This is a genomic window from Bacillus sanguinis (assembly GCF_018332475.1).
GTDB classification, from domain to species: Bacteria; Bacillota; Bacilli; order Bacillales; family Bacillaceae_G; genus Bacillus_A; species Bacillus_A sanguinis.
This window is the reverse complement of the sequence record NZ_BOQB01000343.1, coordinates 1-20,723: the sequence shown is the minus strand read 5'-3', so window position 1 is coordinate 20,723 and position 20,723 is coordinate 1. Positions and strand designations below refer to the sequence as shown.

General features: G+C 35.2%; 22 protein-coding genes. 18 read left to right on the top strand and 4 right to left on the bottom strand.

Going from position 1 to position 20,723, the window contains the following annotated elements:
* Positions 1-168 precede the first annotated feature (168 nt).
* The 9 genes from cdr (at position 169) to KI369_RS25590 (ending at position 6,407) form a co-directional block, all read left to right on the top strand.
* Positions 169-1,833, top strand: coding sequence for a CoA-disulfide reductase (gene cdr / locus KI369_RS25630; protein ID WP_212958194.1), 1,665 nt, complete (start codon positions 169-171; stop codon positions 1,831-1,833).
* A 185-nt stretch (positions 1,834-2,018) separates the two neighbouring features.
* A complete protein-coding gene (locus KI369_RS25625; RefSeq protein WP_000456206.1) occupies positions 2,019-2,282 on the top strand; it encodes a metal-sensitive transcriptional regulator in 264 nt (87 codons plus the stop codon).
* 88 nt (positions 2,283-2,370) lie between these two features.
* Positions 2,371-2,931, top strand: coding sequence for a sulfurtransferase TusA family protein (locus tag KI369_RS25620; protein ID WP_212958192.1), 561 nt, complete (start codon positions 2,371-2,373; stop codon positions 2,929-2,931).
* 38 nt (positions 2,932-2,969) lie between these two features.
* The gene (locus KI369_RS25615) at positions 2,970-4,100 is read left to right on the top strand and encodes an MBL fold metallo-hydrolase (protein WP_212958190.1); all 1,131 of its coding nucleotides are present in this window, start codon (positions 2,970-2,972) and stop codon (positions 4,098-4,100) included.
* Positions 4,101-4,127: 27 nt separating this feature from the next.
* Positions 4,128-4,358, top strand: coding sequence for a sulfurtransferase TusA family protein (locus tag KI369_RS25610; RefSeq protein WP_031302274.1), 231 nt, complete (start codon positions 4,128-4,130; stop codon positions 4,356-4,358).
* Between the two features lie 30 nt (positions 4,359-4,388).
* On the top strand, positions 4,389-4,748 hold the full coding sequence (locus KI369_RS25605; RefSeq protein WP_212958188.1) for a rhodanese-like domain-containing protein: 360 nt from the start codon (positions 4,389-4,391) through the stop codon (positions 4,746-4,748).
* Positions 4,749-4,763: 15 nt separating this feature from the next.
* Positions 4,764-5,060 (top strand): rhodanese-like domain-containing protein, encoded by a 297-nt coding sequence (locus tag KI369_RS25600; RefSeq protein ID WP_212958186.1) that lies wholly within the window; start codon positions 4,764-4,766, stop codon positions 5,058-5,060.
* 69 nt (positions 5,061-5,129) lie between these two features.
* Positions 5,130-5,609, top strand: a complete 480-nt coding sequence (locus tag KI369_RS25595; RefSeq protein ID WP_212958184.1) for a DsrE/DsrF/DrsH-like family protein — start codon at positions 5,130-5,132, stop codon at positions 5,607-5,609.
* A gap of 33 nt (positions 5,610-5,642) precedes the next feature.
* Positions 5,643-6,407 (top strand): sulfite exporter TauE/SafE family protein, encoded by a 765-nt coding sequence (locus KI369_RS25590; protein WP_212958182.1) that lies wholly within the window; start codon positions 5,643-5,645, stop codon positions 6,405-6,407.
* A 33-nt stretch (positions 6,408-6,440) separates the two neighbouring features.
* Here the strand turns inward: KI369_RS25590 and KI369_RS25585 are convergent, their stop codons facing one another.
* Positions 6,441-6,881: a hypothetical protein gene (locus KI369_RS25585; protein ID WP_212958180.1), complete on the bottom strand. Its 441-nt coding sequence runs from the start codon at positions 6,879-6,881 to the stop codon at positions 6,441-6,443.
* A 147-nt stretch (positions 6,882-7,028) separates the two neighbouring features.
* The gene (locus tag KI369_RS25580) at positions 7,029-8,237 is read right to left on the bottom strand and encodes an LCP family protein (RefSeq protein ID WP_212958178.1); all 1,209 of its coding nucleotides are present in this window, start codon (positions 8,235-8,237) and stop codon (positions 7,029-7,031) included.
* A gap of 314 nt (positions 8,238-8,551) precedes the next feature.
* Here KI369_RS25580 and KI369_RS25575 point away from each other — a divergent pair, with 314 nt between their 5' ends.
* Positions 8,552-9,550 (top strand): YhdH/YhfP family quinone oxidoreductase, encoded by a 999-nt coding sequence (locus KI369_RS25575; RefSeq protein ID WP_212958176.1) that lies wholly within the window; start codon positions 8,552-8,554, stop codon positions 9,548-9,550.
* Between the two features lie 35 nt (positions 9,551-9,585).
* Here the strand turns inward: KI369_RS25575 and KI369_RS25570 are convergent, their stop codons facing one another.
* Both KI369_RS25570 and KI369_RS25565 read right to left on the bottom strand, forming a co-directional pair.
* Positions 9,586-11,241: a Na/Pi cotransporter family protein gene (locus KI369_RS25570; RefSeq protein ID WP_212958174.1), complete on the bottom strand. Its 1,656-nt coding sequence runs from the start codon at positions 11,239-11,241 to the stop codon at positions 9,586-9,588.
* A gap of 350 nt (positions 11,242-11,591) precedes the next feature.
* Positions 11,592-12,794: an MFS transporter gene (locus tag KI369_RS25565; protein ID WP_212958172.1), complete on the bottom strand. Its 1,203-nt coding sequence runs from the start codon at positions 12,792-12,794 to the stop codon at positions 11,592-11,594.
* A gap of 318 nt (positions 12,795-13,112) precedes the next feature.
* On the opposite strand from KI369_RS25565, the gene KI369_RS25560 reads away from it, so the two are divergent.
* From KI369_RS25560 to KI369_RS25525, 8 genes are all read left to right on the top strand, one after another.
* Positions 13,113-14,201: a DUF871 domain-containing protein gene (locus KI369_RS25560; RefSeq protein ID WP_212958170.1), complete on the top strand. Its 1,089-nt coding sequence runs from the start codon at positions 13,113-13,115 to the stop codon at positions 14,199-14,201.
* Positions 14,202-14,275: 74 nt separating this feature from the next.
* Positions 14,276-16,216, top strand: a complete 1,941-nt coding sequence (locus KI369_RS25555; protein WP_212958168.1) for a BglG family transcription antiterminator — start codon at positions 14,276-14,278, stop codon at positions 16,214-16,216.
* A 110-nt stretch (positions 16,217-16,326) separates the two neighbouring features.
* Positions 16,327-16,647, top strand: coding sequence for a PTS lactose/cellobiose transporter subunit IIA (locus KI369_RS25550; protein ID WP_212958166.1), 321 nt, complete (start codon positions 16,327-16,329; stop codon positions 16,645-16,647).
* 1 nt (position 16,648) lies between these two features.
* Positions 16,649-16,954 (top strand): PTS sugar transporter subunit IIB, encoded by a 306-nt coding sequence (locus KI369_RS25545; protein WP_212958164.1) that lies wholly within the window; start codon positions 16,649-16,651, stop codon positions 16,952-16,954.
* An 82-nt stretch (positions 16,955-17,036) separates the two neighbouring features.
* The gene (locus tag KI369_RS25540; RefSeq protein ID WP_212958162.1) at positions 17,037-18,347 is read left to right on the top strand and encodes a PTS sugar transporter subunit IIC; all 1,311 of its coding nucleotides are present in this window, start codon (positions 17,037-17,039) and stop codon (positions 18,345-18,347) included.
* Positions 18,323-18,601 (top strand): hypothetical protein, encoded by a 279-nt coding sequence (locus KI369_RS25535; protein WP_212958160.1) that lies wholly within the window; start codon positions 18,323-18,325, stop codon positions 18,599-18,601. The genes KI369_RS25540 and KI369_RS25535 overlap by 25 nt, the downstream gene beginning before the upstream one ends.
* A complete protein-coding gene (locus KI369_RS25530; RefSeq protein ID WP_212958158.1) occupies positions 18,591-19,676 on the top strand; it encodes a DUF871 domain-containing protein in 1,086 nt (361 codons plus the stop codon). The genes KI369_RS25535 and KI369_RS25530 overlap by 11 nt, the downstream gene beginning before the upstream one ends.
* Positions 19,677-19,779: 103 nt before the next feature.
* Positions 19,780-20,703: a HEAT repeat domain-containing protein gene (locus KI369_RS25525; protein ID WP_212958156.1), complete on the top strand. Its 924-nt coding sequence runs from the start codon at positions 19,780-19,782 to the stop codon at positions 20,701-20,703.
* The last annotated feature ends 20 nt before the right edge of the window (positions 20,704-20,723 follow it).

Genomic DNA, 20,723 nt, shown 5'->3' with positions numbered 1-20,723 from the left:
GGGAGATGAACAAAACCCCCACTGATTAAAGTTTCACTTTATTTGTTTCAAATTTGTGAAAGAAAGACATATTGATTGAAATTAACTTTTTTATAATTTATCATATACCCATACAGGTATAGGTTTTTGTAATATTTGAGAAAATTAAATACTATGGAGGTTTAAAATATGTCTAGAAAAATAGTTGTAGTAGGCGGAGTTGCGGGCGGGGCATCAGTAGCTGCAAGGCTTCGTCGATTAAGTGAAGATGATGAAATTATTATGGTGGAGCGCGGTGAGTATATTTCATTCGCAAATTGTGGGTTACCATACTATATTGGCGGCGTCATTACAGAAAGACAAAAATTATTAGTACAAACTGTTGAAAGAATGTCAAAGCGTTTTAATTTAGATATACGTGTATTGAGTGAAGTAGTACAGATTAATAAAGAAGAGAAAACAATTACTATAAAGAATGTAACGACAAATGAAACATATAACGAGGAATATGATATTTTAATTCTTTCACCAGGGGCAAAACCAATCGTTCCACCTATTCCGGGTATTGAAGAAGCGAAGGCACTGTTTACGTTACGAAATGTACCGGATACTGATCGTATTAAAGCGTATATTGATGAGAAGAAACCACGTCATGCGACGGTTATTGGTGGCGGATTTATTGGAGTTGAAATGGTTGAAAATTTAAGAGAACGAGGAATTGATGTTACGCTTGTAGAGATGGCAAATCAAGTAATGCCACCAATCGATTATGAAATGGCAGCATATGTACATGAGCATTTGAAAAAGCACAATGTTGAGCTTGTTTTTGAAGATGGTGTAGATGCATTAGAAGAGAACGGGACTGTTATACGCTTAAAAAGTGGTTCAATTATAAAAACAGATATGATTATTTTAGCAATTGGTGTACAACCAGAGAGTAGTTTAGCGAAGGATGCAGGATTAGCGTTAGGAGTTAGAGGAACGATAAAAGTAAATGAGAAATTTCAAACGTCGGACCCACATATATATGCAATTGGTGATGCGATTGAAGTGAAGGATTTTGTTACTGAAACAGAAACGATGATTCCGTTAGCGTGGCCTGCTAATCGTCAAGGTCGTATGTTAGCAGATATTATTCATGGTCATACGGATTCTTTATATAAAGGTACGCTCGGAACTTCTGTAGCTAAAGTTTTTGATTTAACAGTTGCTTCGACTGGAGTAAATGAGAAAATATTAAAACGATTAAATATACCCTATGAGGTAGTACATGTGCAGGCAAATTCTCATGCCGGGTACTATCCGAATGCTACGCCAGTACTAATAAAATTAATTTTTAGTAAAGATAGCGGAAAAATTTATGGAGCACAGGCGTTAGGACGTGACGGTGTAGATAAGCGTATGGATGTTATTGCAACGGCAATAAAAGCAAATTTAACTGTAATTGATTTGCCAGATTTAGAATTATCATATGCACCGCCTTATTCTTCTGCAAAAGATCCAGTAAACATGGTAGGGTATGCGGCAAGTAATATAGTAGATGGTTTTGTGGACACAGTACAATGGCATGAGATAGATCGTATTGTTGAAAATGGTGGATATCTTATTGATGTTCGAGAGCCTAATGAACTAAAGCAAGGAATGATTAAAGGCTCTATTAATATTCCGTTAGATGAATTACGTGATCGTTTGGATGAAGTGCCAGTAGATAAAGATATATATATTACGTGTCAACTCGGTATGAGAGGGTATGTTGCAGCACGCATGTTAATGGAAAAAGGATATAAGGTAAAAAATGTAGATGGTGGCTTTAAATTGTATGGGACAGTATTACGAGACCGTATTGTATATTGATATTTTTTCATCTTCCACTTCAAAATTTGGTGGAAGATGAAAGCCTATAGATGAAGGTTTCACTTTGTTTTTTGTGAATGTATAAGATAAAAATTAAAAATAGGGGTTTACAAAATACCCTATAGGGTATAGTATATTGTCATAAGTTATAAATAGTGACATAATGGTAATGAGGTGATTATAGAATGGAATATAATCAAGATATGAAAAATAGATTAAAACGTATTGAAGGTCAAGTTCGTGGTGTGCTTCGTATGATGGAAGAAGGAAAAGATTGTCGAGAGGTTATTACACAGTTAACGGCATCTCGTTCTGCACTTGATCGTACAATTGGACTTGTTGTGGGAACAAATTTAGAGCAATGTTTACGTGAACAGTTTGAAAGTGGTAATGGTTCAAATGAAGAATTAATTAAAGAAGCTGTTCAATTACTTGTAAAAAGCCGATAATCTGTCAAACGTAAGTGTTGACAGATTTTCAAAAAAATTTTATTATACCCCTACAGGTATATGTATATAAATTGTGGAGGAATCGACTATGAGTATAAAAGTGGATATGAGTTTAGATTGCAAAGGTTTGGCTTGTCCGATGCCGATTGTGAAAACGAAGAAGGCGATACAAGGATTGGCGTCAGGACAAGTGATTGAAATTAAAGCAACAGATAAAGGGTCTACAGTAGACATACAAAGTTGGGCGAATAAAGTAGGACATCAATATATCGGGACGAAACAAGAGGCCGATGTTTTGATGCATTATGTTAGGAAAGCACATGAGCATGAAGTGAATGAAGTAGCAAAGTATCCTCATACAATTACGAATACGGAGTTAGAAGAGGTATTATTAAGTGATGAAGAGTGTATTGTATTAGATGTTCGAGAAGCAGCGGAATTCGCCTTTGGTCATATTCCATCGGCCATTTCGATGCCGTTAGGAGAGTTAGACAGTGCAGCTTTAGATCAGACGAAGCAAATTTATGTTGTTTGCCGAACTGGTAACCGTAGTGATGTTGCTTGCCATATGTTGAAAGAGAAAGGTTATGCAAATGTGAAAAATGTCATTCCAGGTATGTTAGAGTGGCAAGGGAATATAACGAATTAAATTTTTTTAAATAAAAATATACCTCAGGGGGTAAGAAGATGAGCATTAAATCATTACAAGCAAAAGATGTGGCAGAGAAAGTTTTATTCGGAGAGTTATTCATTTTAGACGTTCGTAATGAAACGGATTATGAAGATTGGAAAATTGAAGGGAAAGAAGTTATTTCAATGAATGTGCCGTACTTTGATTTATTAGAGGGTGTAGATCATATTGTAAGTGAACTACCTAAAGATAAAGATGTTTTAGTAGTATGTGCAAAAGAAGGGTCTTCTATATTTGTGGCAGAGCAGTTAACGGAGGCTGGGTTAGAAAATATTTATTATTTAGCTGGTGGTATGAAGGCTTGGAGTGAATATGTAAAGCCTATAAAAGTTGGAGATTTAAAAAATGGCGGAAGTATGTACCAGTTTAACCGCCTTGGAAAAGGCTGTTTATCTTATATGGTCGTTTCAAATAGTGAAGCAGCAGTTATTGATGCAGTAAGAACAGTTGAAGCGTACGAAGAATTTGCGAAAGAGCATGCTGTTACGATTACGAATGTAATGGATACACACTTACATGCAGACCATATTTCTGGAGGGCGTAAGTTAGCTGAAAAAGTCGGTGGTACGTATTGGTTACCTCCAAAAGATGCTGATGAAGTCGTCTTCTCATATGAACCGCTTGTAGAAGGATCTGTTATTACGGTGGGGGGTACTAAAATTGAAATTGATGCGTTATACTCACCGGGGCATACGATTGGAAGTACATCATTTATTGTAGATGATTCCTATTTATTATCAGGCGATATTTTATTTGTAGATTCAATCGGGCGTCCAGATCTTGCTGGGAAAGCTGAAGATTGGGTAAGTGATTTACGTAATACTTTGTATAGCCGATATAAAGAACTATCTCAAAGTTTAATTGTGTTACCGGCTCATTATTCAAAAATAAGTGAAATGGACGAAAGTGGTATTGTTAGTGCAAAATTAAAAGATTTATTTGAGCATAATGCTGGATTAAATATTGAGGATGAGGGAGAGTTCCGTAAAGTTGTAACAGAGAATTTACCACCTCAGCCAAATGCATATGAAGAAATCCGTCAAACCAATATGGGTAAAATTCACCCGAGTGTAGATGAAGAGCGTGAAATGGAGATTGGTCCAAATCGTTGTGCAGTTCATGAATAATAAAATAAATGAAAAGTGGAGGAATAGATGATGAATGTAAAACAAGTATTAGATGCGAAAGATTTAGCATGTCCAATGCCGATTGTAAGAACGAAGAGAGCGATGGATACTTTGCAAACTGGAGAAGTGTTAGAAGTACAGGTAACGGATAAAGGATCAGTGAAAGATATTCCAGCGTGGGCAAATAAAAGTGGCCATGACATCGTAAAGAGTGAAGAGGAAGGCGATGTGCTGAAGTTTTGGATCAAGAAGGCATAGTATTTTTATAAATGTAGAGAGGTTGGTTATATGAACTCAATATTAAGTACGCTTTTCATTGTACTTGCTGCATGGTTTGTTATTTCACGCTTTTTACCTGTGAAAGGTGTTCAAAATATAAACGGAAAAGAATTAAAAAGTATAGTAGGAAAACAGGGAAAGTACTTTATCGATGTGCGCACAGTAGGTGAATATAGAGGAAATCATATGAAAGGATTTCAAAATATCCCGCTAAATGAGTTAGCGAGTAAGACAAATCAGTTAGATAAGAATAAAGAAGTAATCGTTATTTGTCAGAGCGGGATGAGAAGTAAGCAAGCAGCAAAAGTATTAAGGAAATTAGGGTTTCAGCACGTTATCAATGTTTCAGGCGGTATGAACGCTTTGTAAGGAAGGAGTATCAAGATGAAAGAAATAACAGCGAAAGAAGTAGAGGAAAAATTGTTACGTAAAGAAGCAGTGAATATCGTAGACGTACGTGAAGTAGAAGAAGTAGCTGAAGGGAAAATTCCAGAAGCATGTAACATTCCACTAGGACTGTTAGAATTTCGTATGCATGAGTTAAATAAAAATCAGGAATATATTATCGTTTGCCGTTCAGGCGGGAGAAGTGCAAGGGCAGTTCAGTTTTTAGAAGGTTACGGTTTTCGAGTGATCAATATGGTAGGTGGTATGTTAGCGTGGGAAGGTAAAGTCATATAGTGAAGTAAGTGATTTGAGCCTTTTTATAAACAAATAAATACCCCTATAGGTAATCGGAGGGAGAACAACATGGAACAACAGAAGAAAACAACAATCGTTTTGTTTAGTGGAGATTATGATAAAGCGATGGCTGCTTATATTATTGCAAATGGTGCAGCGGCGTACGATCAAGAGGTAACTATTTTTCATACTTTCTGGGGATTAAACGCTTTAAGGAAAGATGAACCTGTGAAGGTAAAGAAAACTTTTATAGAAAAAGTGTTTGGAAAGATGATGCCACGCGGTGCGGATAAGATGGGATTATCAAAAATGAATTTTGCTGGTATGGGACCAAAGATGATTAAAGGTATTATGAAAAAACATAATGCGATGCCTTTACCAGATTTAATGGATTTGGCGAAAGAACAGGGGATTAAACTTGTCGCTTGTCAAATGACGGTAGATTTATTAGGGTTAAAAGAGGAAGAGATTATGGAAGGGGTAGAGTTTGCAGGAGTAGGAGCTTATTTAGCAGATGCTTCGGATGGGAATGTAAACTTATTCATTTAAATCACCTTCTTTTTAGAAGGCGGGGGATATAAGGTGAGTTTAGTCGTATTACTTTTTATAATTGGGTTTATAGGATCGTTTATATCAGGAATGGTTGGGATTGGCGGTGCGATTATTAATTATCCGATGATCCTATACATTCCGGTATTGCTAGGATTTACGGGCTATACGTCACATGAAGTGAGTGGCATTACAGCGGTGCAAGTATTCTTTGCAACTTTTGCAGGGGCATGGGCCTATCGGAAAAGTAATGATATGGATAAAACGCTAGTTATGTATATGGGAGCTAGTATATTAATAGGAAGTTTCATAGGGAGTTTTGGTGCTAACGTATTAGAGGAACATACGGTCAATGTTGTTTATGCAGCGTTAGCAACAATTGCTGCTATTATGATGTTCGTACCGAAACGAAATAATGGTGATGAAGTGGAATATAATAAATGGTTAGCAAGCTTGTTAGCATTTATTGTAGGCGGAGCATCAGGCATTATAGGAGCTGGAGGTTCTTTCTTATTAGTTCCGATTATGCTAGTTATTTTAAAATTGCCGATACGTACAACAATAGCAACATCTATTGCTATTACGTTTATCTCCTCAGTAGGGATTACGACTGGAAAAGTAATAACTGGGCAAGTAGTTGTAATTCCAGCTCTTACTATTGCGATTGCAAGTATCTTTGCTGCGCCGCTTGGAGCACGAGTTGGGAAGAGGATCAATCAAAAAGCATTGCAATATATGTTATCGATTTTGATTGTAGGAACTGCTGTTAAGATGTGGATTGATATGTTATTGAAATAAAAGGATGGCGCTGCTTGCAGCCCATCCTTTTATTTATGCCCAAATAACTTTCATTAAGTTTTTATATTCGTCATTTGCTAATTTATATAGCATTCTCGTATGTTCAAATACAAGTGCGGGATTAAAGTTTGGCTCTGAGAATGCAAGTGATGCTGAAATATCAATTGCATTTTGCTTGTTTAATGTGAATTTTGCAAATCGATAAGATGTGTTTAATTCATTGATAACGTGCAAAATATCATTTGTTGCTGTTGTATCCGGTACGTGAGCAACATTGAAGCAGTATATATCTACAGTAGGATGTTCGTTTTGGAAAGCAGCGATCAGTTGAATTTTTGCGCCAGCTTCTGTCTCTAACCCTACTGAAAAATGAACAGAACCATCATTTTCATCTATATTTTCTTCCATGTATATATCGTTGGATTTTAAGTAGTCTTTAAAATCTGAGATGTTATGTTTTACTGCAGCTTTCATATGTATGAGCCCCCTGATAATTGGAATAGATTGCTACTATTTATTATAATTTAAAAATATTAAAAAAGATAGTTAGAAAGTTCTGATTTTTAAAAGTGAAGAAATAAAAGAAGCAGTACTCTACCTCCATAGAGAACTGCTTCTTTTTTATTCATTGTCGTTAGACGATGTTTCTGTGTCTTCACTACTATTTTTATTCTTATTTTTAGATTCATTGTTACTTGATTCGCGTTCACTTGAATTTTCAGACTTAGATTCTTTTGTTTTTTCTGAGTTTGTTTTCTTTGAATCAGATTCTGTTTTTGTATATGCAGGTAATCCAAGGTGAGCACGAAGATTGTTTGTAACTTTTGCTAATTCTTTTTTATCTGGATTGTAGTAATATGTTCGGCCACCACCAGCAGATTGGCTACATGTATCGTCACCTTTTGCCATATAGCAGTCTTCACCTTGAAGTTGCAATTTCTCAATTTCTGAATCCGATCCATACTTATAGAATGAAAGCATATCATCGAATGTTAAGTTTGTAACGAATTGTCCGTTAATATCATCAATGATGTTACCAACTTTTGTTACAGATCCAACGTTTGTTAGTTTGTGTAAAATTGCTTCAATAACGAGCTGTTGACGTTGCCCACGCATTGCATCACTATCGATGTGGCGCGTTCTAGCAAGAGCAAGAGCTTCTTCACTATTCAGCTTTTGAACACCTTTCTTTAAGTGAATTGCATCAGCAGTATCATTACTATCTTGTTCAGTAAATTCAACCGGTACATCGACTTCAATGCCGCCTAAATCATCGACAATTTTCATAAATGATTTAAAGTTAAACTTTACAAAGTAATCAACAGGAACATTTAGTAATTTTTCAACTGCATCAATACTTGCTTGTGGTCCACCATCTTTTCCGTTTTTAGTAGAACCGTATGCATGAGCGTGTGTAATTTTATCTTTTTTCTTTTCCACTGGAATATAAGCATATGTATCTCGTGGAATACTTAATAGTTTTACAGTTTTGCTATCCTTATTAAACGTTGCAAGTAATAGTGCATCCGTTCTTATAGCTTCACCATATTCTTTCCCACGGACATCGCTTTCATCAACACCCATGATTAAGACAGAGACGTTATTTGTAATAGGTTTTACAGCTTTATCACGTAAATCAGATTTATCACCGCGCGCTAAATCGTGTGCGGCATTTCGAACAGCAGAAGATGCTTTATTTACTAAAAACCAAGTATAACCGCCACCTATTATTAAAAAGAATAGAATAACGCTTATAATAATTTTTGTTTTTTTCTTACTTTTTTTCGGTTTACTGCGTGTATTTTCTTGCAAAGATGGGTTTTGCTCCATTTCCTGTACTCCTTCATTTGGATTGAAATACGACACTCATATCCACTTATTATAATGAAATTTAGCGAAAAAAAACATTACAAATCATTTACATTTCGTAAAAATTCAATTTATTTATAAAAAGTCAGATTTTCTATATTTTATTTTTAAGATATAGAATAAGTATAAGTTTTTTTAGTAGAAATGAAAATATGTATTGTGAGAAAGTGATAGAGAAGTAAGATTTGTTGAAATATAGCCAAGAAGAAATAAGTAGGTTTACTTGTTTCTTCTATATAATAAAGAAGAATTTGACGGATAAAGGAGAGAGCATAATGAATCATACATCATTCCGAGCAATCGTTGTGAACGAAATGGAAAGTAAGCAGTTTGTAAGAAACGTTGTAGAGAGAGAAGTAAGTAGTTTACCTGAGGGGGACGTATTCATACAGGTTCATTATTCTTCATTAAATTATAAAGATGCGCTTTCTGCTATTGGTAATAAAGGGGTTACGAGGACGTATCCTCATACGCCAGGAATTGATGCAGCAGGAGAAGTTGTGAGTAGTAAAGATGAAACTATTAAAGTAGGAGATCAAGTCATTGTAACGGGATATGATTTAGGTATGAATACTTCTGGTGGTTTCGGAGAATATATTCGCGTGCCAGCATCTTGGATCATCCCTTTACCAGAGGGAATGTCATTAAAGGAAAGTATGATGTACGGGACAGCAGGTTTTACAGCTGCTTTATCGGTATATAAGCTTATTCGAGCAGGCATAACGCCTAATATGGGAGATGTTTTAGTAACGGGTGCCACAGGCGGCGTAGGGAGTGTAGCTGTTAGTATTTTAAGTAAGTTAGGATTTAACGTAGTAGGGGCGACAGGGAAAATGGAAGAGGAAGAGATGTTACTACGTCTAGGAGCGAAAAAAGTGATTCATCGTACGGAGTTGAATGATGAATCAGGAAGACCAATGCTAAAAGGGATATACGCAGGAGTTATCGATACTGTAGGTGGACATATGCTAGAAACAGCTTTAAAAACGGTAAAGTATGGTGGTTGTGTAACGACATGCGGTAATGTGGCAGGGCAGGAATTGCAAACAACGGTATATCCGTTTATTTTGCGAGGCATAAGTCTTTTAGGAATAGATTCTGTGCAATGCCCAGTGAATGTGAGAAGAGATGTATGGACGCTTTTAGCGAGTGAATGGAAAAATAAAGAGTTACTATCTTATGCAGAAGAATGTACATTAGAAGAGTTAGAAGAGAAGTTTACACTTATATTGCAAGGAAAGTTAAAAGGAAGAACGGTTGTAAATATAAAATGAAAAAAGAGACGCTTAAACTAGCGTCTCTTTTCTAATTATAATGATTGTTTTAAATTGACTTTACCTTGTTCACCTAAAACACCATCAGCAATATTTACAGCGTGATCACCGATACGCTCTAAGTTACTTACCATATCAACGAAGATGATACTTGCATCACCTGAGCAGCTACGTTCGTTCAAACGTAATACGTGACGTTTACGAAGAACACGTTCCATTTGGTCAATTTTACGTTCTTTAGCAATAACAGTTTGAGCTAATTCAGTATCGAAGTTTGTTAAAGCTTCGACTGCATCTTGTAATGTTGAAATTGTTAACTCAAGCATTTCATTTAGTTCAGCTAGTGCGTCATCTGATAAGGAAACGCGGTTTGAAATTTGGAAATCAACAAGTTCTACAAGGTTTTCTACATGATCACCGACACGTTCAATATCTCCAACGACACCTGCTAGAACAGAATGTTTCTCTGAGTCTGTTGGTGAAAGTGGTTTTTCTGATAGTAGAACTAAATACTCGGTAATTTTTTTATCTAAATTGTTAATAGCTCCTTCTAATTGAGTAGCCATATCAGCGTGTTTTTTGTCTTGTGTATTTAAAAATTGGTTTGCTTCTTTTAATCCATGTAATGAAAACTCAGCCATACGGATGATTTCTTTTTGAGCTTCTGTTAAAGCGATAGCTGGAGATTGCTCAATAAAGATTGGATTTAAATGTTGCGGTTTGAAATCAATAGCAGCATCTTCCCCGCGAATAATTTTTGTTACAATCCATGCTAATACTGCAATGAACGGGAATTGAATAATAGTATTCGTTACGTTAAACGTTCCATGTGCAAATGCAATTGTCATTTCTGGATTTAAGTTTAATGATGTTTGGAAGTATAGAATTAAATTTGTAAAAGGTATTAATATAATTGTAAAGATAATTGTACCGACGATATTAAAGATAACGTGAACTAATGCTGCACGTCTTGCAGCAATTGAAGTACCGATTGCTGCTAATACAGCTGTAATCGTTGTACCGATGTTGTCACCGAACAATACAGGAAGGGCAGCTTGTAAATCGATTGCACCTTGACCGAATAGTTCTTGTAAAATACCGATAGTTGCACTTGAACTTTGTACAATTAAAGTAAAGACTGTACCAACAACAATACCTAAAATTGGATTATCACTCATGCTAACCGTTAATTCTTGGAATGATTCTAAAGAGCGAAGAGGCTTCATACCTGTGCTCATTAATTCTAAACCGAAGAATAACATACCAAACCCGAATATAACTTGACCTAAAGAATGTACTTTTTTATTTTTAAAGAAGAATAGTAAGATTGCTCCAACCGCCATAATTGGAAGAGCATATTCCCCGATTTTAATTCCGATAATAAATGCAGTAACTGTCGTTCCGATGTTCGCACCCATAATAACACCAATTGCTTGTCTTAATGTCATAAATCCGGCACTTACAAGTCCGACTGTTAAAGCGGTTGTTCCTGAACTTGATTGGATTAATACAGTAACTAACATACCTGCTAGTACACCCATCAGTGGGTTTGTTGTAAAGCGATCTAGAATATCGCGAAGACGATCTCCAGCTGCTTGTTGCAGTCCATCGCCCATGTACTTAATCCCGAATAAGAAAATACCTAATCCACCAATGAACTGGAAGATCATATCTTGAACATTGTATTCCACGCATTCCACTCCTTAAATTTCATGTACGATGTAATTATTAACTAAACCTTGAGGTACTGTAAACGGTTTATTAGTAAAATTTACACTAAATTTACAAAGGGATAAAAAGTTTACAAATCTTTAAAGAAATAGCTGGATTTAATTGGTTTTTATCTTATTCAAATTATGATTTTGTAAAGAAATCACACTCTTCGGAATAGTGTTGTTCATTTGTGTATCAAGGGAAATATTTGTGAGTTCATCGTATATTTTTTGATGAAAGTTAAAAAAATATGTAGGAAAATGCATGTAGTTTTATAACAGCAAAATGAGGGAGAACCATTCTTTTAAAACAATAAAAAGCTACTGAATTATCCAGCAGCTTTTTCCTTGTTTTTATCTCCATGTTTTTGTTTTTTTATACTTGTAATGTAAATGAATAGGAAAGCAATAAGTAATAGAGAGGAATAGCGATATACAGTTGCGTAATTTGTAAAATGTGCAATGAATCCAAATATAATTGCGCCAGCTCCAATTCCAAGGTCAAATGCTGAGAAGAATGTAGCTGTTGCGACTCCCCGTCGGTGCGGTGCTACTCGGTCAATCATCCATGCTTGTAGTGCAGGCTGAATAGCTCCAAATCCACTTCCGTAGCATGCTGCTGCAATAATTAAACTCGGAATGGTAGTTGTATACGACAATAAAATAATACCTGTAAACGTAATAATAACTCCTGGAATAATAACAAATGCATGACCTTTCGCATCATATAACTTTCCAGAAAACGGACGAGTGACAGCAATTGCAAGTGCATTAAATAAGAAGAAGAGGCTTATATCAGCAATTCCGACTTCCGTAGCAAATAATGTAATAAAGCTCCCGATTCCTCCGTACATTAATGTAATACATAATATTAATAGTGAAGGAAGTAAAGCTTTGCGCTCAATAAATCCATCGAGAAAAGTACCAGATGTTTGCTGTGGTGGTTGCGGCGATTTTTTGATTTGAAGTAGTTTCGTTAATATTAATGAAACAATTGTACAGGAAAGTGCACATAAAAAAAGAATCGTGAAGTTATATGTTTGCATAAGCCAAAGTCCGATAAGTGGACCGAGCGCCATTGCAATCGTTCCAGAAAGACCGAAATATCCCATACCTTCACCGCGGCGAGCTTGCGGAATTAAATCTGAAACGACAGTTCCATATGTAGTCGTTGTAATACCAAAACCAGCTCCGTGTAAAATTCGAACGGCAAGCAATAGGAAAACGGTTGAAGCGAAAAGATAACTACCCATAGCGAGTAAACAAATAGCAGTACCGATCATTAAAATGATTTTTTTATTAAATTTCTGTAGGGCGTTTCCAGTTAGCGGTCTAACAAAAAGTGCCGCTACGGTAAACATGCCGACAACAAATCCGATATTGGAACTTGTGCCACCAATTTCTTTCACATAAACAGGTAAAGTTGGAATTAACATTTGAAACCCTAAAAACATACATAAGTTTGCTAGAATTAGCGCCATAAATTCTTTCGTCCATAACGGTTCTCGTTTTACGAGTATTGCCTCTCCCATATATTCATCCCCTATATAAAATTTCTCTTTTCTTTCGAGTATATGTATTGGTCAATGTAACAGTCAAGGAAGGTGCCTTGAAAACGTATAACAATTTTCGAGGTAAAAAAACTGACAAATTTGTGTAAAGACTACACAACTATGAAAAAAAGATGTAAAGTATAGATGTATAGACTAGTAGTTGTTATGAATGATAGAAATTGTTTTTTCTTTAACGAAAGCGGATTCAAAAGGTAGTGGAAGAGAAGGGGATACATACTTTTTCGCTACATATATTTGAAAAGGTTTACAATATGATGAAGAAAGAGGCGTGTACATATGAGACGATTAGGTATTTCTATTTATCCAGAACATTCAACAGTAGAGAAAGATAAGGATTATATAACATTAGCAAGTAAATACGGATTTACTCGTATATTCACATGTTTATTATCTGTAGATGGTGAAAAAGAGAAAATTATAGAAGAGTTTAAAGAAACGATCTCTCATGCAAATGCATTAGGGTTCCAAGTATTAGTTGATATTAGTCCGTCTGTCTTTACACAATTAGGTATTTCGTATAATGATTTATCGTTCTTCCATGAACTCGGTGCGTATGGTATTCGTTTAGATGTCGGTTTCTCTGGTTTAGAAGAATCGATTATGACTTACAATCCATACGGCTTAAAAATTGAAATTAATATGAGTAACGGTACGAAATATGTAGATAACATTATGAGCCATAGACCAAACCGTGAAAATTTAATTGGTTGCCATAATTTTTATCCACATCGTTATTCAGGATTATCATACGATCATTTTATTAAATGCTCGAAACAATTTAAAGATTACGGTATGAGAACGGCTGCTTTTATTTCATCATTTGATGCAACATACGGACCTTGGCCAGTAACAGAAGGCTTATGTACGTTAGAGCAGCATCGTGAATTACCGATGACAACACAAGCGAAGCATTTATTTGCGACAGAATTAATTGATGATGTTATTATTGCGAATGCGTATGCATCAGAAGAAGAATTACAAGCACTAGGTGCATTAAATAAAGAGAAACAAACATTTGATATAGAGTTATATGATACAACGACAGAACTAGAAAAAATTATCGTATTAGACGAACCTCATTTTTATCGTGGGGATGTATCTGAATATATGATTCGCTCTACACAAAGCCGTGTGAAATATAAAAAGGAAGAGTTTAAACCTCATAATACACGTGAAATTAAGCGTGGCGATCTTCTAATTGATAATGAGCAATATGGCCAATATAAAGGTGAATTGCAAATTGCTTTAAAAGATATGGTGAATACAGGAAAAACAAATGTAGTTGGCCGAATTGTGGAAGAAGAAATTTTCTTATTAGATTATTTACAAGCATGGGATAAATTCGGATTTACATTAAAGAAATAGATTAAATAAAAAAGGAAAAAACTACTGACTTCAGCAGCTTTTTCCTTTTTATATATAGAGCGAGAGGAAGAGCCATGACAAAGGTGCATCAGCGATTAATTTCTATTTTAGAAGAGTTTTTAGAAGAGAAATCGATGTTAAATCGAGCTTTTTTAGCGAGCCGTTTACATGTATCAACGAAGACGATTCAAAAAGATATAAAATTATTAAATGATATATTGGAAGAAAACGGAGCGAAAATTGAATCGCAAAGAGGGACTGGATACGAACTAGAAATTATACAAACGAAGAAGTTTGAAGAGTTTTGCTTGAGCCTATTTCAAAAACAGACTGAAAAGATCCCAACTTCTTATGAAGAAAGGATAGCGTACATTCTGCAACGTATTTTAACGACAGAGGGATATGTGAAGCTTTCACAGTTAGCAGAGGAGATTTATGTGAGTAAATCGACTGTAAATTTAATTATGAAAGATGTTACAGATATATGTGGTCGTTATAAATTAAAAATTGAAAAGAGACCGTATTATGGTATACGTATTGTGGGAGAGGAGTTTCATATTCGTTCTTGTTTATCACAATATGGTTTACCGCGTTATGACCATACGCCGTTTCATGAGCAATTTGAGCAGAGTGATACATATGTATCGTTACCGCATATACCGCTTATCCGTTCGGTTATATTAAAGTATATAGAGGGAGGAACGATATATTTATCAGATATAGAAATTGATAATTTAGTCATTCATATTGCAATCGCATTAAAGCGTTGTGAAGATCAACATTATATGAAAGGGCTAAATAAAGAGCAAGCTGAACTTATCATAAAGAAAGAATATACCATTGCGAAAGAGATTGTAGGGGATTTAGAGAAAGAGTTGCATCTTTCATTTCCAGAGGAAGAAGTTTTATATGTGACAATGCACTTATTAAGTACTGCTGTTACCGCGAAGGATCGTTATGAAAATGTGGAAGAATTATTAGGGAAAGATTTATATGCATTCATGCAACATATTCTTTTTAAAGTAGCGGAAGAACGGAATCTTATTTTTTATTATGATGAAGAATTATTATTTGGATTTGGTGTTCATTTAAAAACGTTATTAAACCGTTTGAAGTATAAGTTAAATACGAGAAATCCTCTTTTGGCAGAAGTGAAAAAAAATTATCCGTATGCTTTTGAAATTGCGGTTCTCGTTGGAGATATAATTGGTGAATATACGGGAGAATCGATTCCGGAAAGTGAAATTGGTTATATTGCGATTCACTTTGGAGGAGCGATAAGTCGTTTACAGGAACAGAATCAAAAGAAAAGATGTTTATTAGTTTGTGCGACTGGTCAAGGAAGCGCCCAGCTATTGAAATATAAAATTTTATCACAGTTCCGAGATAAATTAGAGATTGTGGGAATTACAGGTTATTATCAATTGAAAGTGGAAGACCTTTATAAAGATAAAATAGATTGTATTATTAGTACGATTCATATACCGAGTGGTTTGCCTGTTCCTGTTATAAAAGTGAATTCAATATTTGATGATAAAGAGATTAAGTCAATCGGTCAGCAGTTGTTTACGCATGTGAATACTAGTGTGCAACAGTATATAAAGGAAGATTTAATCTTTTTAAATCATAGCGCTTCTACGAAAGAAGAGGTTATCCAGTTTTTATGTGAGAAAGCTGCTGAGAAAAACTATGTACCAGAAAACTTCTATGATTCTGTTATAGAAAGAGAGAATACATCACCTACAGCAGTTGGAAATTTAGTTGCGATTCCTCATCCAATGCAATTATTAAGTGAGAAAACATTTTTGATGTTTTGTACACTTGAAAAGGCTGTTGATTGGGGAGATAAAAAAGTACAAGTAATTATTTTATTTAGTGTAAAGCGCAATAATAATGAAGATTTACAACGGCTTTATGATTTTTTATATGATATTATGTCTAGTCAAAATACGATAGAGAAACTAACTCACACTGAAGGTATTGAAGAGTTTCAAGAGATTTTACTATCGTTTTAAAAAAGTATATAAAAACTTCCGTTACATAACGGAAGTTTTTTATGTTTAATTGTATGCGTTTTCATAATAAGATAACAATATAGAAAAAAGATAGCTTGGGGGAATTTAAAATGACTGATATGCAAACTCCATTTGCGTTAATTTTACATGGTGGCAACGCGAGAAGCGCGGCGCTTGAGGCAATCGCTTTTGCAAGACAAGGAGATTTTGAGAATGCGAGTGAAAAGATGGTACTTGCTAGTGAAGAAATTTCAGCAGCTCATCGTATTCAAACGGATTTAATTCAAGAAGAAGCAAGAGGAAATCATGCAGAAATCAGTTTACTGTTAGTGCATGCACAAGATCATTTAATGAATGCAATTACAGTGAAAGAGCTTGCTGAAGAATTTATTACTCTTCATAAACGAGTAGAAGAGAAAGTGACAGTATAAGATGTACATTTTATTATGTTGTGCAGCAGGTATGTCAACGAGTATGGTCGTAAGAAAAATGCAAGAAGAGGCAAAGAAACAAGGTAAGGATTATAAAATTAAAGCAGTTGATTCAGAACTTGTGAAACTGGAAATAAAAAATGCTGATGTTGTTTTAATTGGTCCGCAAGTGAAATATTTATTTCCAGCCGTAGAGTCTCTTGCAAATTCATACAATATACCAGTTGCGATTATAGATCAACGAGATTATGGCATGTGTGATGGTTTGAAAGTATTGAAGCAAGCAGAACAATTAGTTTTAGCATAATTATATTTTTTTAAATATAAACATTATAATGTTATAACTTTATTTTGTTCTTTCGTAGTAAAGAGAAAGAGGAGGGGTTTTGATGAATGGTTTTATGAGTTTTATGGAACAAAAGATTATGCCAACAACACAAAAGATTGCCGGACAGCGACATTTACTAGCAATTCGAAATGGGGTTATTTCTACATTACCGTTAACGATTGTCGGATCATTTTTCGTTATCTTTTTAAACCTACCAATTGATGCATATATGGAGTGGATTGCACCATTTCGCCATATTTTAGATATTCCATTCCGATTTACAGTAGGTTTAATGGCGTTATACGCAGCATTTGGGGTAGGGGCTTCGCTCGCGAACTTTTATCAACTCAATCAGTTAAGTGCAGGATTACTATCTGTACTCGCCTTTTTACTAGCATCAGTTGAACCAATTCAAATTACGAAAGCTGTACCAGGTGTTATTGATGCAGGCAGATATATATCAGTAGGAACATTAAGTGCAACATCTTTATTCGGCGCAATTGTTACAGCATTGATTGCAGTAGAAATTTATCACTTTATGATTAAGCATAATATCTCAATTAAATTACCAGATAGTGTACCACCAGCAGTTTCAAATTCGTTTGCAGCATTAATTCCAACTTTAGTCGTTATTCTTCTATTCTGGGGTATTCGTTACGGTTTAAAATTTGATGTAAATACAACAATCACATATTTAATCGCACCACTAAAATCAGTATTAGTAGGAAATAATTTATTCGGCGGTTTATTAACAGTATTCTTAATCGTGTTCTTCTGGTCATTTGGTATACATGGCCCTGCGATTTTAGGACCAATCATTCGTCCGATGTGGGATTCAGCAATTCTTGAAAATATGGAAGTATTCACAGCTACAGGAAATGCACATCAATTACCAAACTTATTTACAGAGCAATTTATTCAATGGTTCGTATGGATCGGTGGATCAGGCTCAACGTTAGCTTTAGTTATTATGTTTATGTTCTCTAAATCTAAGTTCCTAAAAGAATTAGGTAGATTATCATTCGTACCAGGTTTATTCAATATTAACGAACCGATTATTTTCGGGGCACCAATTGTAATGAATCCAATCTTAATTATTCCATTCGTTATTACACCGTTAGTGACAACGACAGTATCATATTTCGCAGTTGTTTCAGGTATGATTCCGATGATGATGGCGAAATTGCCATTTACGATGTTAGCACCAATTGCAGCGATTATTAGTACGGACTGGACAATTATGGCTGGTGTACTTGTACTTGTTAACTTTGTTATCTCATTCGTTATTTACTATCCATTCTTCAAAATGTATGAGAAACAACAAGTAGCAGGAGAGGAGAAAACAGAATGCTCGGAGCAATTATCATCTTAATTACATTCGTAGCGGGGCAGTGTATTGCACATTATTCAAAATGGGTACAAAGTAAATCTTTATTAGTTTTACTACTCGTATCAATTGTATTTATTGGTAGTTCAATGGGTGCTTATGTAATGTTCGGGTTACAATCACCGTACGTAATTATTGTACCAACGATTTTATGTGCAACATGTTTATCTGCAAAATATAGATTTACGAGCATGGCATTAATACAACGTGTGAAGGAGATGCAAAAGCATGGAGCGTAAATTAGGAATTTCACTTTATCCAGAGCATTCAACGAAAGAACAAGATATGGCATACATTTCGGCAGCGGCACGCCACGGTTTTTCAAGAATATTCACATGTTTATTATCTGTGAATCGTCCGAAAGAAGAGATTGTAGCTGAATTTAAAGAAATTATTAATCATGCAAAAGATAATAATATGGAAGTTATTTTAGATGTAGCTCCGGCAGTATTTGATCAACTTGGTATTAGCTATAGCGATCTATCATTTTTCGCAGAATTAGGTGCAGACGGTATTCGTTTAGATCTAGGATTTGACGGATTAACAGAAGCGAAAATGACGAATAATCCGTACGGCTTAAAAATTGAGCTAAACGTAAGTAACGATATTGCATACTTAGAAAATATTCTTTCGCACCAGGCGAATAAACCAGCTTTAATTGGCTGTCATAACTTTTATCCGCAAAAATTCACTGGTCTGCCATATGATTATTTCATTCGCTGTAGTGAACGCTTTAAAAAACATGGTATTCGCACGGCAGCCTTTATTACGTCACATGCAGCGGATATCGGTCCATGGGATATTAATGACGGATTATGTACGTTAGAACAACATCGTAACTTACCGATTGAAGTACAAGCGAAACATTTATGGGCGACAGGGCTTATTGATGATGTGATTATCGGAAATGCTTATGCGAGTGAAGAAGAGTTAGAGAAACTAGGAAACTTAAATCGTTACATGTTGCAGCTGAAAGTACAATTTGTAGACGAAGCGACTGAAGTAGAGAAGAGAGCGACACTGCAAGAATTACACGTAAGACGCGGCGATATAACAGAATATATGGTACGTTCTACAGAAGTGCGTAAAAAGTACAAAGACTATGACTTCCCAGTACGCGAAAGTGTATTACAGGAAAGAGGGCAAGTTGTAATTGGTAACAACTCATTTGGTAAGTATAAAGGCGAACTGCAAATCATTCTAAAGGAAATGCCGATAGATGAACGGAAAAATATTGTCGGTACAATTGCGGAAGAGGAGTTATTCTTACTAGATTACGTAGGAGCTTGGACGCAGTTTACTTGTGTTGAATAGGGAAGGAGAGGATGCTGTGGCATCCTCTTTTTTCTGTTGAAATGGTAGTCTATCGTATATAGAATGCAAAGAGATAGATTTCATTTGGACGGGAGAGAAGGAGATGGAAGAGTATATAGCTGATTTATTAAGGCGGATGGATGATGAAGAAGTAGGTATTCGGCAATGTGCGTATGAAGAAGCAAGGCAGTTAAATGATGTATCTCTTTTTTCTTGCTTGCAAGAGAAAGTAATGGAAGCACGAAAAGTATATATAAAAACAAACCTTTATTTTTTAATTACACAACTTGCAATAAATACTAAAGAGATGTATATTGCAGATTATTTGATAGATCGGTTAGAAATTGAAGAAAGCAGGATAGTGTTAAATAGCATGCTTATAGATTTAAGTAAATTATCTGAAGCAAGCAATGCGCATAAAATTATTCCTTACATATATCATAAAAATAGTGGAGTTCGTTATTCTGCTGTCATCGCTTTAAAGTTGTGTAAATCGTTGGGAGCAGAAGATGCTTTATTGAAGTTACTTACAGTGGAAGAGAATCGAGATGATATTGTAAATATATGTGCCACTTTATATGAGATTGGAACAAAGCGATCAATTCTACCTTTAACGAAACTTTTACACTGCGATAGTGCGTATATTCGTTCAGCAGCTATTGAGACTTTAGCAGAAATCGGAAGAACAGACTTACAAATAGTTTATATTGATGCTTTAGCTGATAGAAATGTCATGGTGCAATATGAGGCCATTCGAGCTATTTATGCATATGGAGATGAAATGGCGATTAAGCCAATTTGCGAACGTGTAACTAAAGTTGTTTCTAGAAGACGTAAAAATGAAGTAGAGCCTACTGATCAATCAGAGATCATCATCGCGCTTCGCTATTTACATAAGTTTGTTGATTGTGAAGAAGTTTTAAAGACGTTTGATAAAGTATATACAAAACGAGGGAACTTATTTATGTCAGAGCGAAAGTGGCTTCGGGATAATATTAGTTACTTTCAAGAGAAAGAAAGAATGTGAGAATAATAAAGAAGAGTCAG

Bases quoted from the DNA above. Each gene is read 5' to 3' on its own strand.
- KI369_RS25575 (WP_212958176.1), top strand. From the start codon at position 8,552: ATGAATCATACATCATTCCGAGCAATCGTTGTGAACGAAATGGAAAGT.
- KI369_RS25555 (WP_212958168.1), top strand. From the start codon at position 14,276: ATGACAAAGGTGCATCAGCGATTAATTTCTATTTTAGAAGAGTTTTTA.
- KI369_RS25605 (WP_212958188.1), top strand. From the start codon at position 4,389: ATGAACTCAATATTAAGTACGCTTTTCATTGTACTTGCTGCATGGTTT.
- KI369_RS25550 (WP_212958166.1), top strand. From the start codon at position 16,327: ATGACTGATATGCAAACTCCATTTGCGTTAATTTTACATGGTGGCAAC.
- KI369_RS25600 (WP_212958186.1), top strand. From the start codon at position 4,764: ATGAAAGAAATAACAGCGAAAGAAGTAGAGGAAAAATTGTTACGTAAA.
- KI369_RS25560 (WP_212958170.1), top strand. From the start codon at position 13,113: ATGAGACGATTAGGTATTTCTATTTATCCAGAACATTCAACAGTAGAG.
- KI369_RS25565 (WP_212958172.1), bottom strand. From the start codon at position 12,794: ATGGGAGAGGCAATACTCGTAAAACGAGAACCGTTATGGACGAAAGAA.
- KI369_RS25545 (WP_212958164.1), top strand. From the start codon at position 16,649: ATGTACATTTTATTATGTTGTGCAGCAGGTATGTCAACGAGTATGGTC.
- KI369_RS25625 (WP_000456206.1), top strand. From the start codon at position 2,019: ATGGAATATAATCAAGATATGAAAAATAGATTAAAACGTATTGAAGGT.
- KI369_RS25580 (WP_212958178.1), bottom strand. From the start codon at position 8,237: ATGGAGCAAAACCCATCTTTGCAAGAAAATACACGCAGTAAACCGAAA.
- cdr (WP_212958194.1), top strand. From the start codon at position 169: ATGTCTAGAAAAATAGTTGTAGTAGGCGGAGTTGCGGGCGGGGCATCA.
- KI369_RS25620 (WP_212958192.1), top strand. From the start codon at position 2,371: ATGAGTATAAAAGTGGATATGAGTTTAGATTGCAAAGGTTTGGCTTGT.
- KI369_RS25540 (WP_212958162.1), top strand. From the start codon at position 17,037: ATGAATGGTTTTATGAGTTTTATGGAACAAAAGATTATGCCAACAACA.
- KI369_RS25525 (WP_212958156.1), top strand. From the start codon at position 19,780: ATGGAAGAGTATATAGCTGATTTATTAAGGCGGATGGATGATGAAGAA.
- KI369_RS25585 (WP_212958180.1), bottom strand. From the start codon at position 6,881: ATGAAAGCTGCAGTAAAACATAACATCTCAGATTTTAAAGACTACTTA.
- KI369_RS25595 (WP_212958184.1), top strand. From the start codon at position 5,130: ATGGAACAACAGAAGAAAACAACAATCGTTTTGTTTAGTGGAGATTAT.
- KI369_RS25530 (WP_212958158.1), top strand. From the start codon at position 18,591: ATGGAGCGTAAATTAGGAATTTCACTTTATCCAGAGCATTCAACGAAA.
- KI369_RS25610 (WP_031302274.1), top strand. From the start codon at position 4,128: ATGATGAATGTAAAACAAGTATTAGATGCGAAAGATTTAGCATGTCCA.
- KI369_RS25535 (WP_212958160.1), top strand. From the start codon at position 18,323: ATGCTCGGAGCAATTATCATCTTAATTACATTCGTAGCGGGGCAGTGT.
- KI369_RS25615 (WP_212958190.1), top strand. From the start codon at position 2,970: ATGAGCATTAAATCATTACAAGCAAAAGATGTGGCAGAGAAAGTTTTA.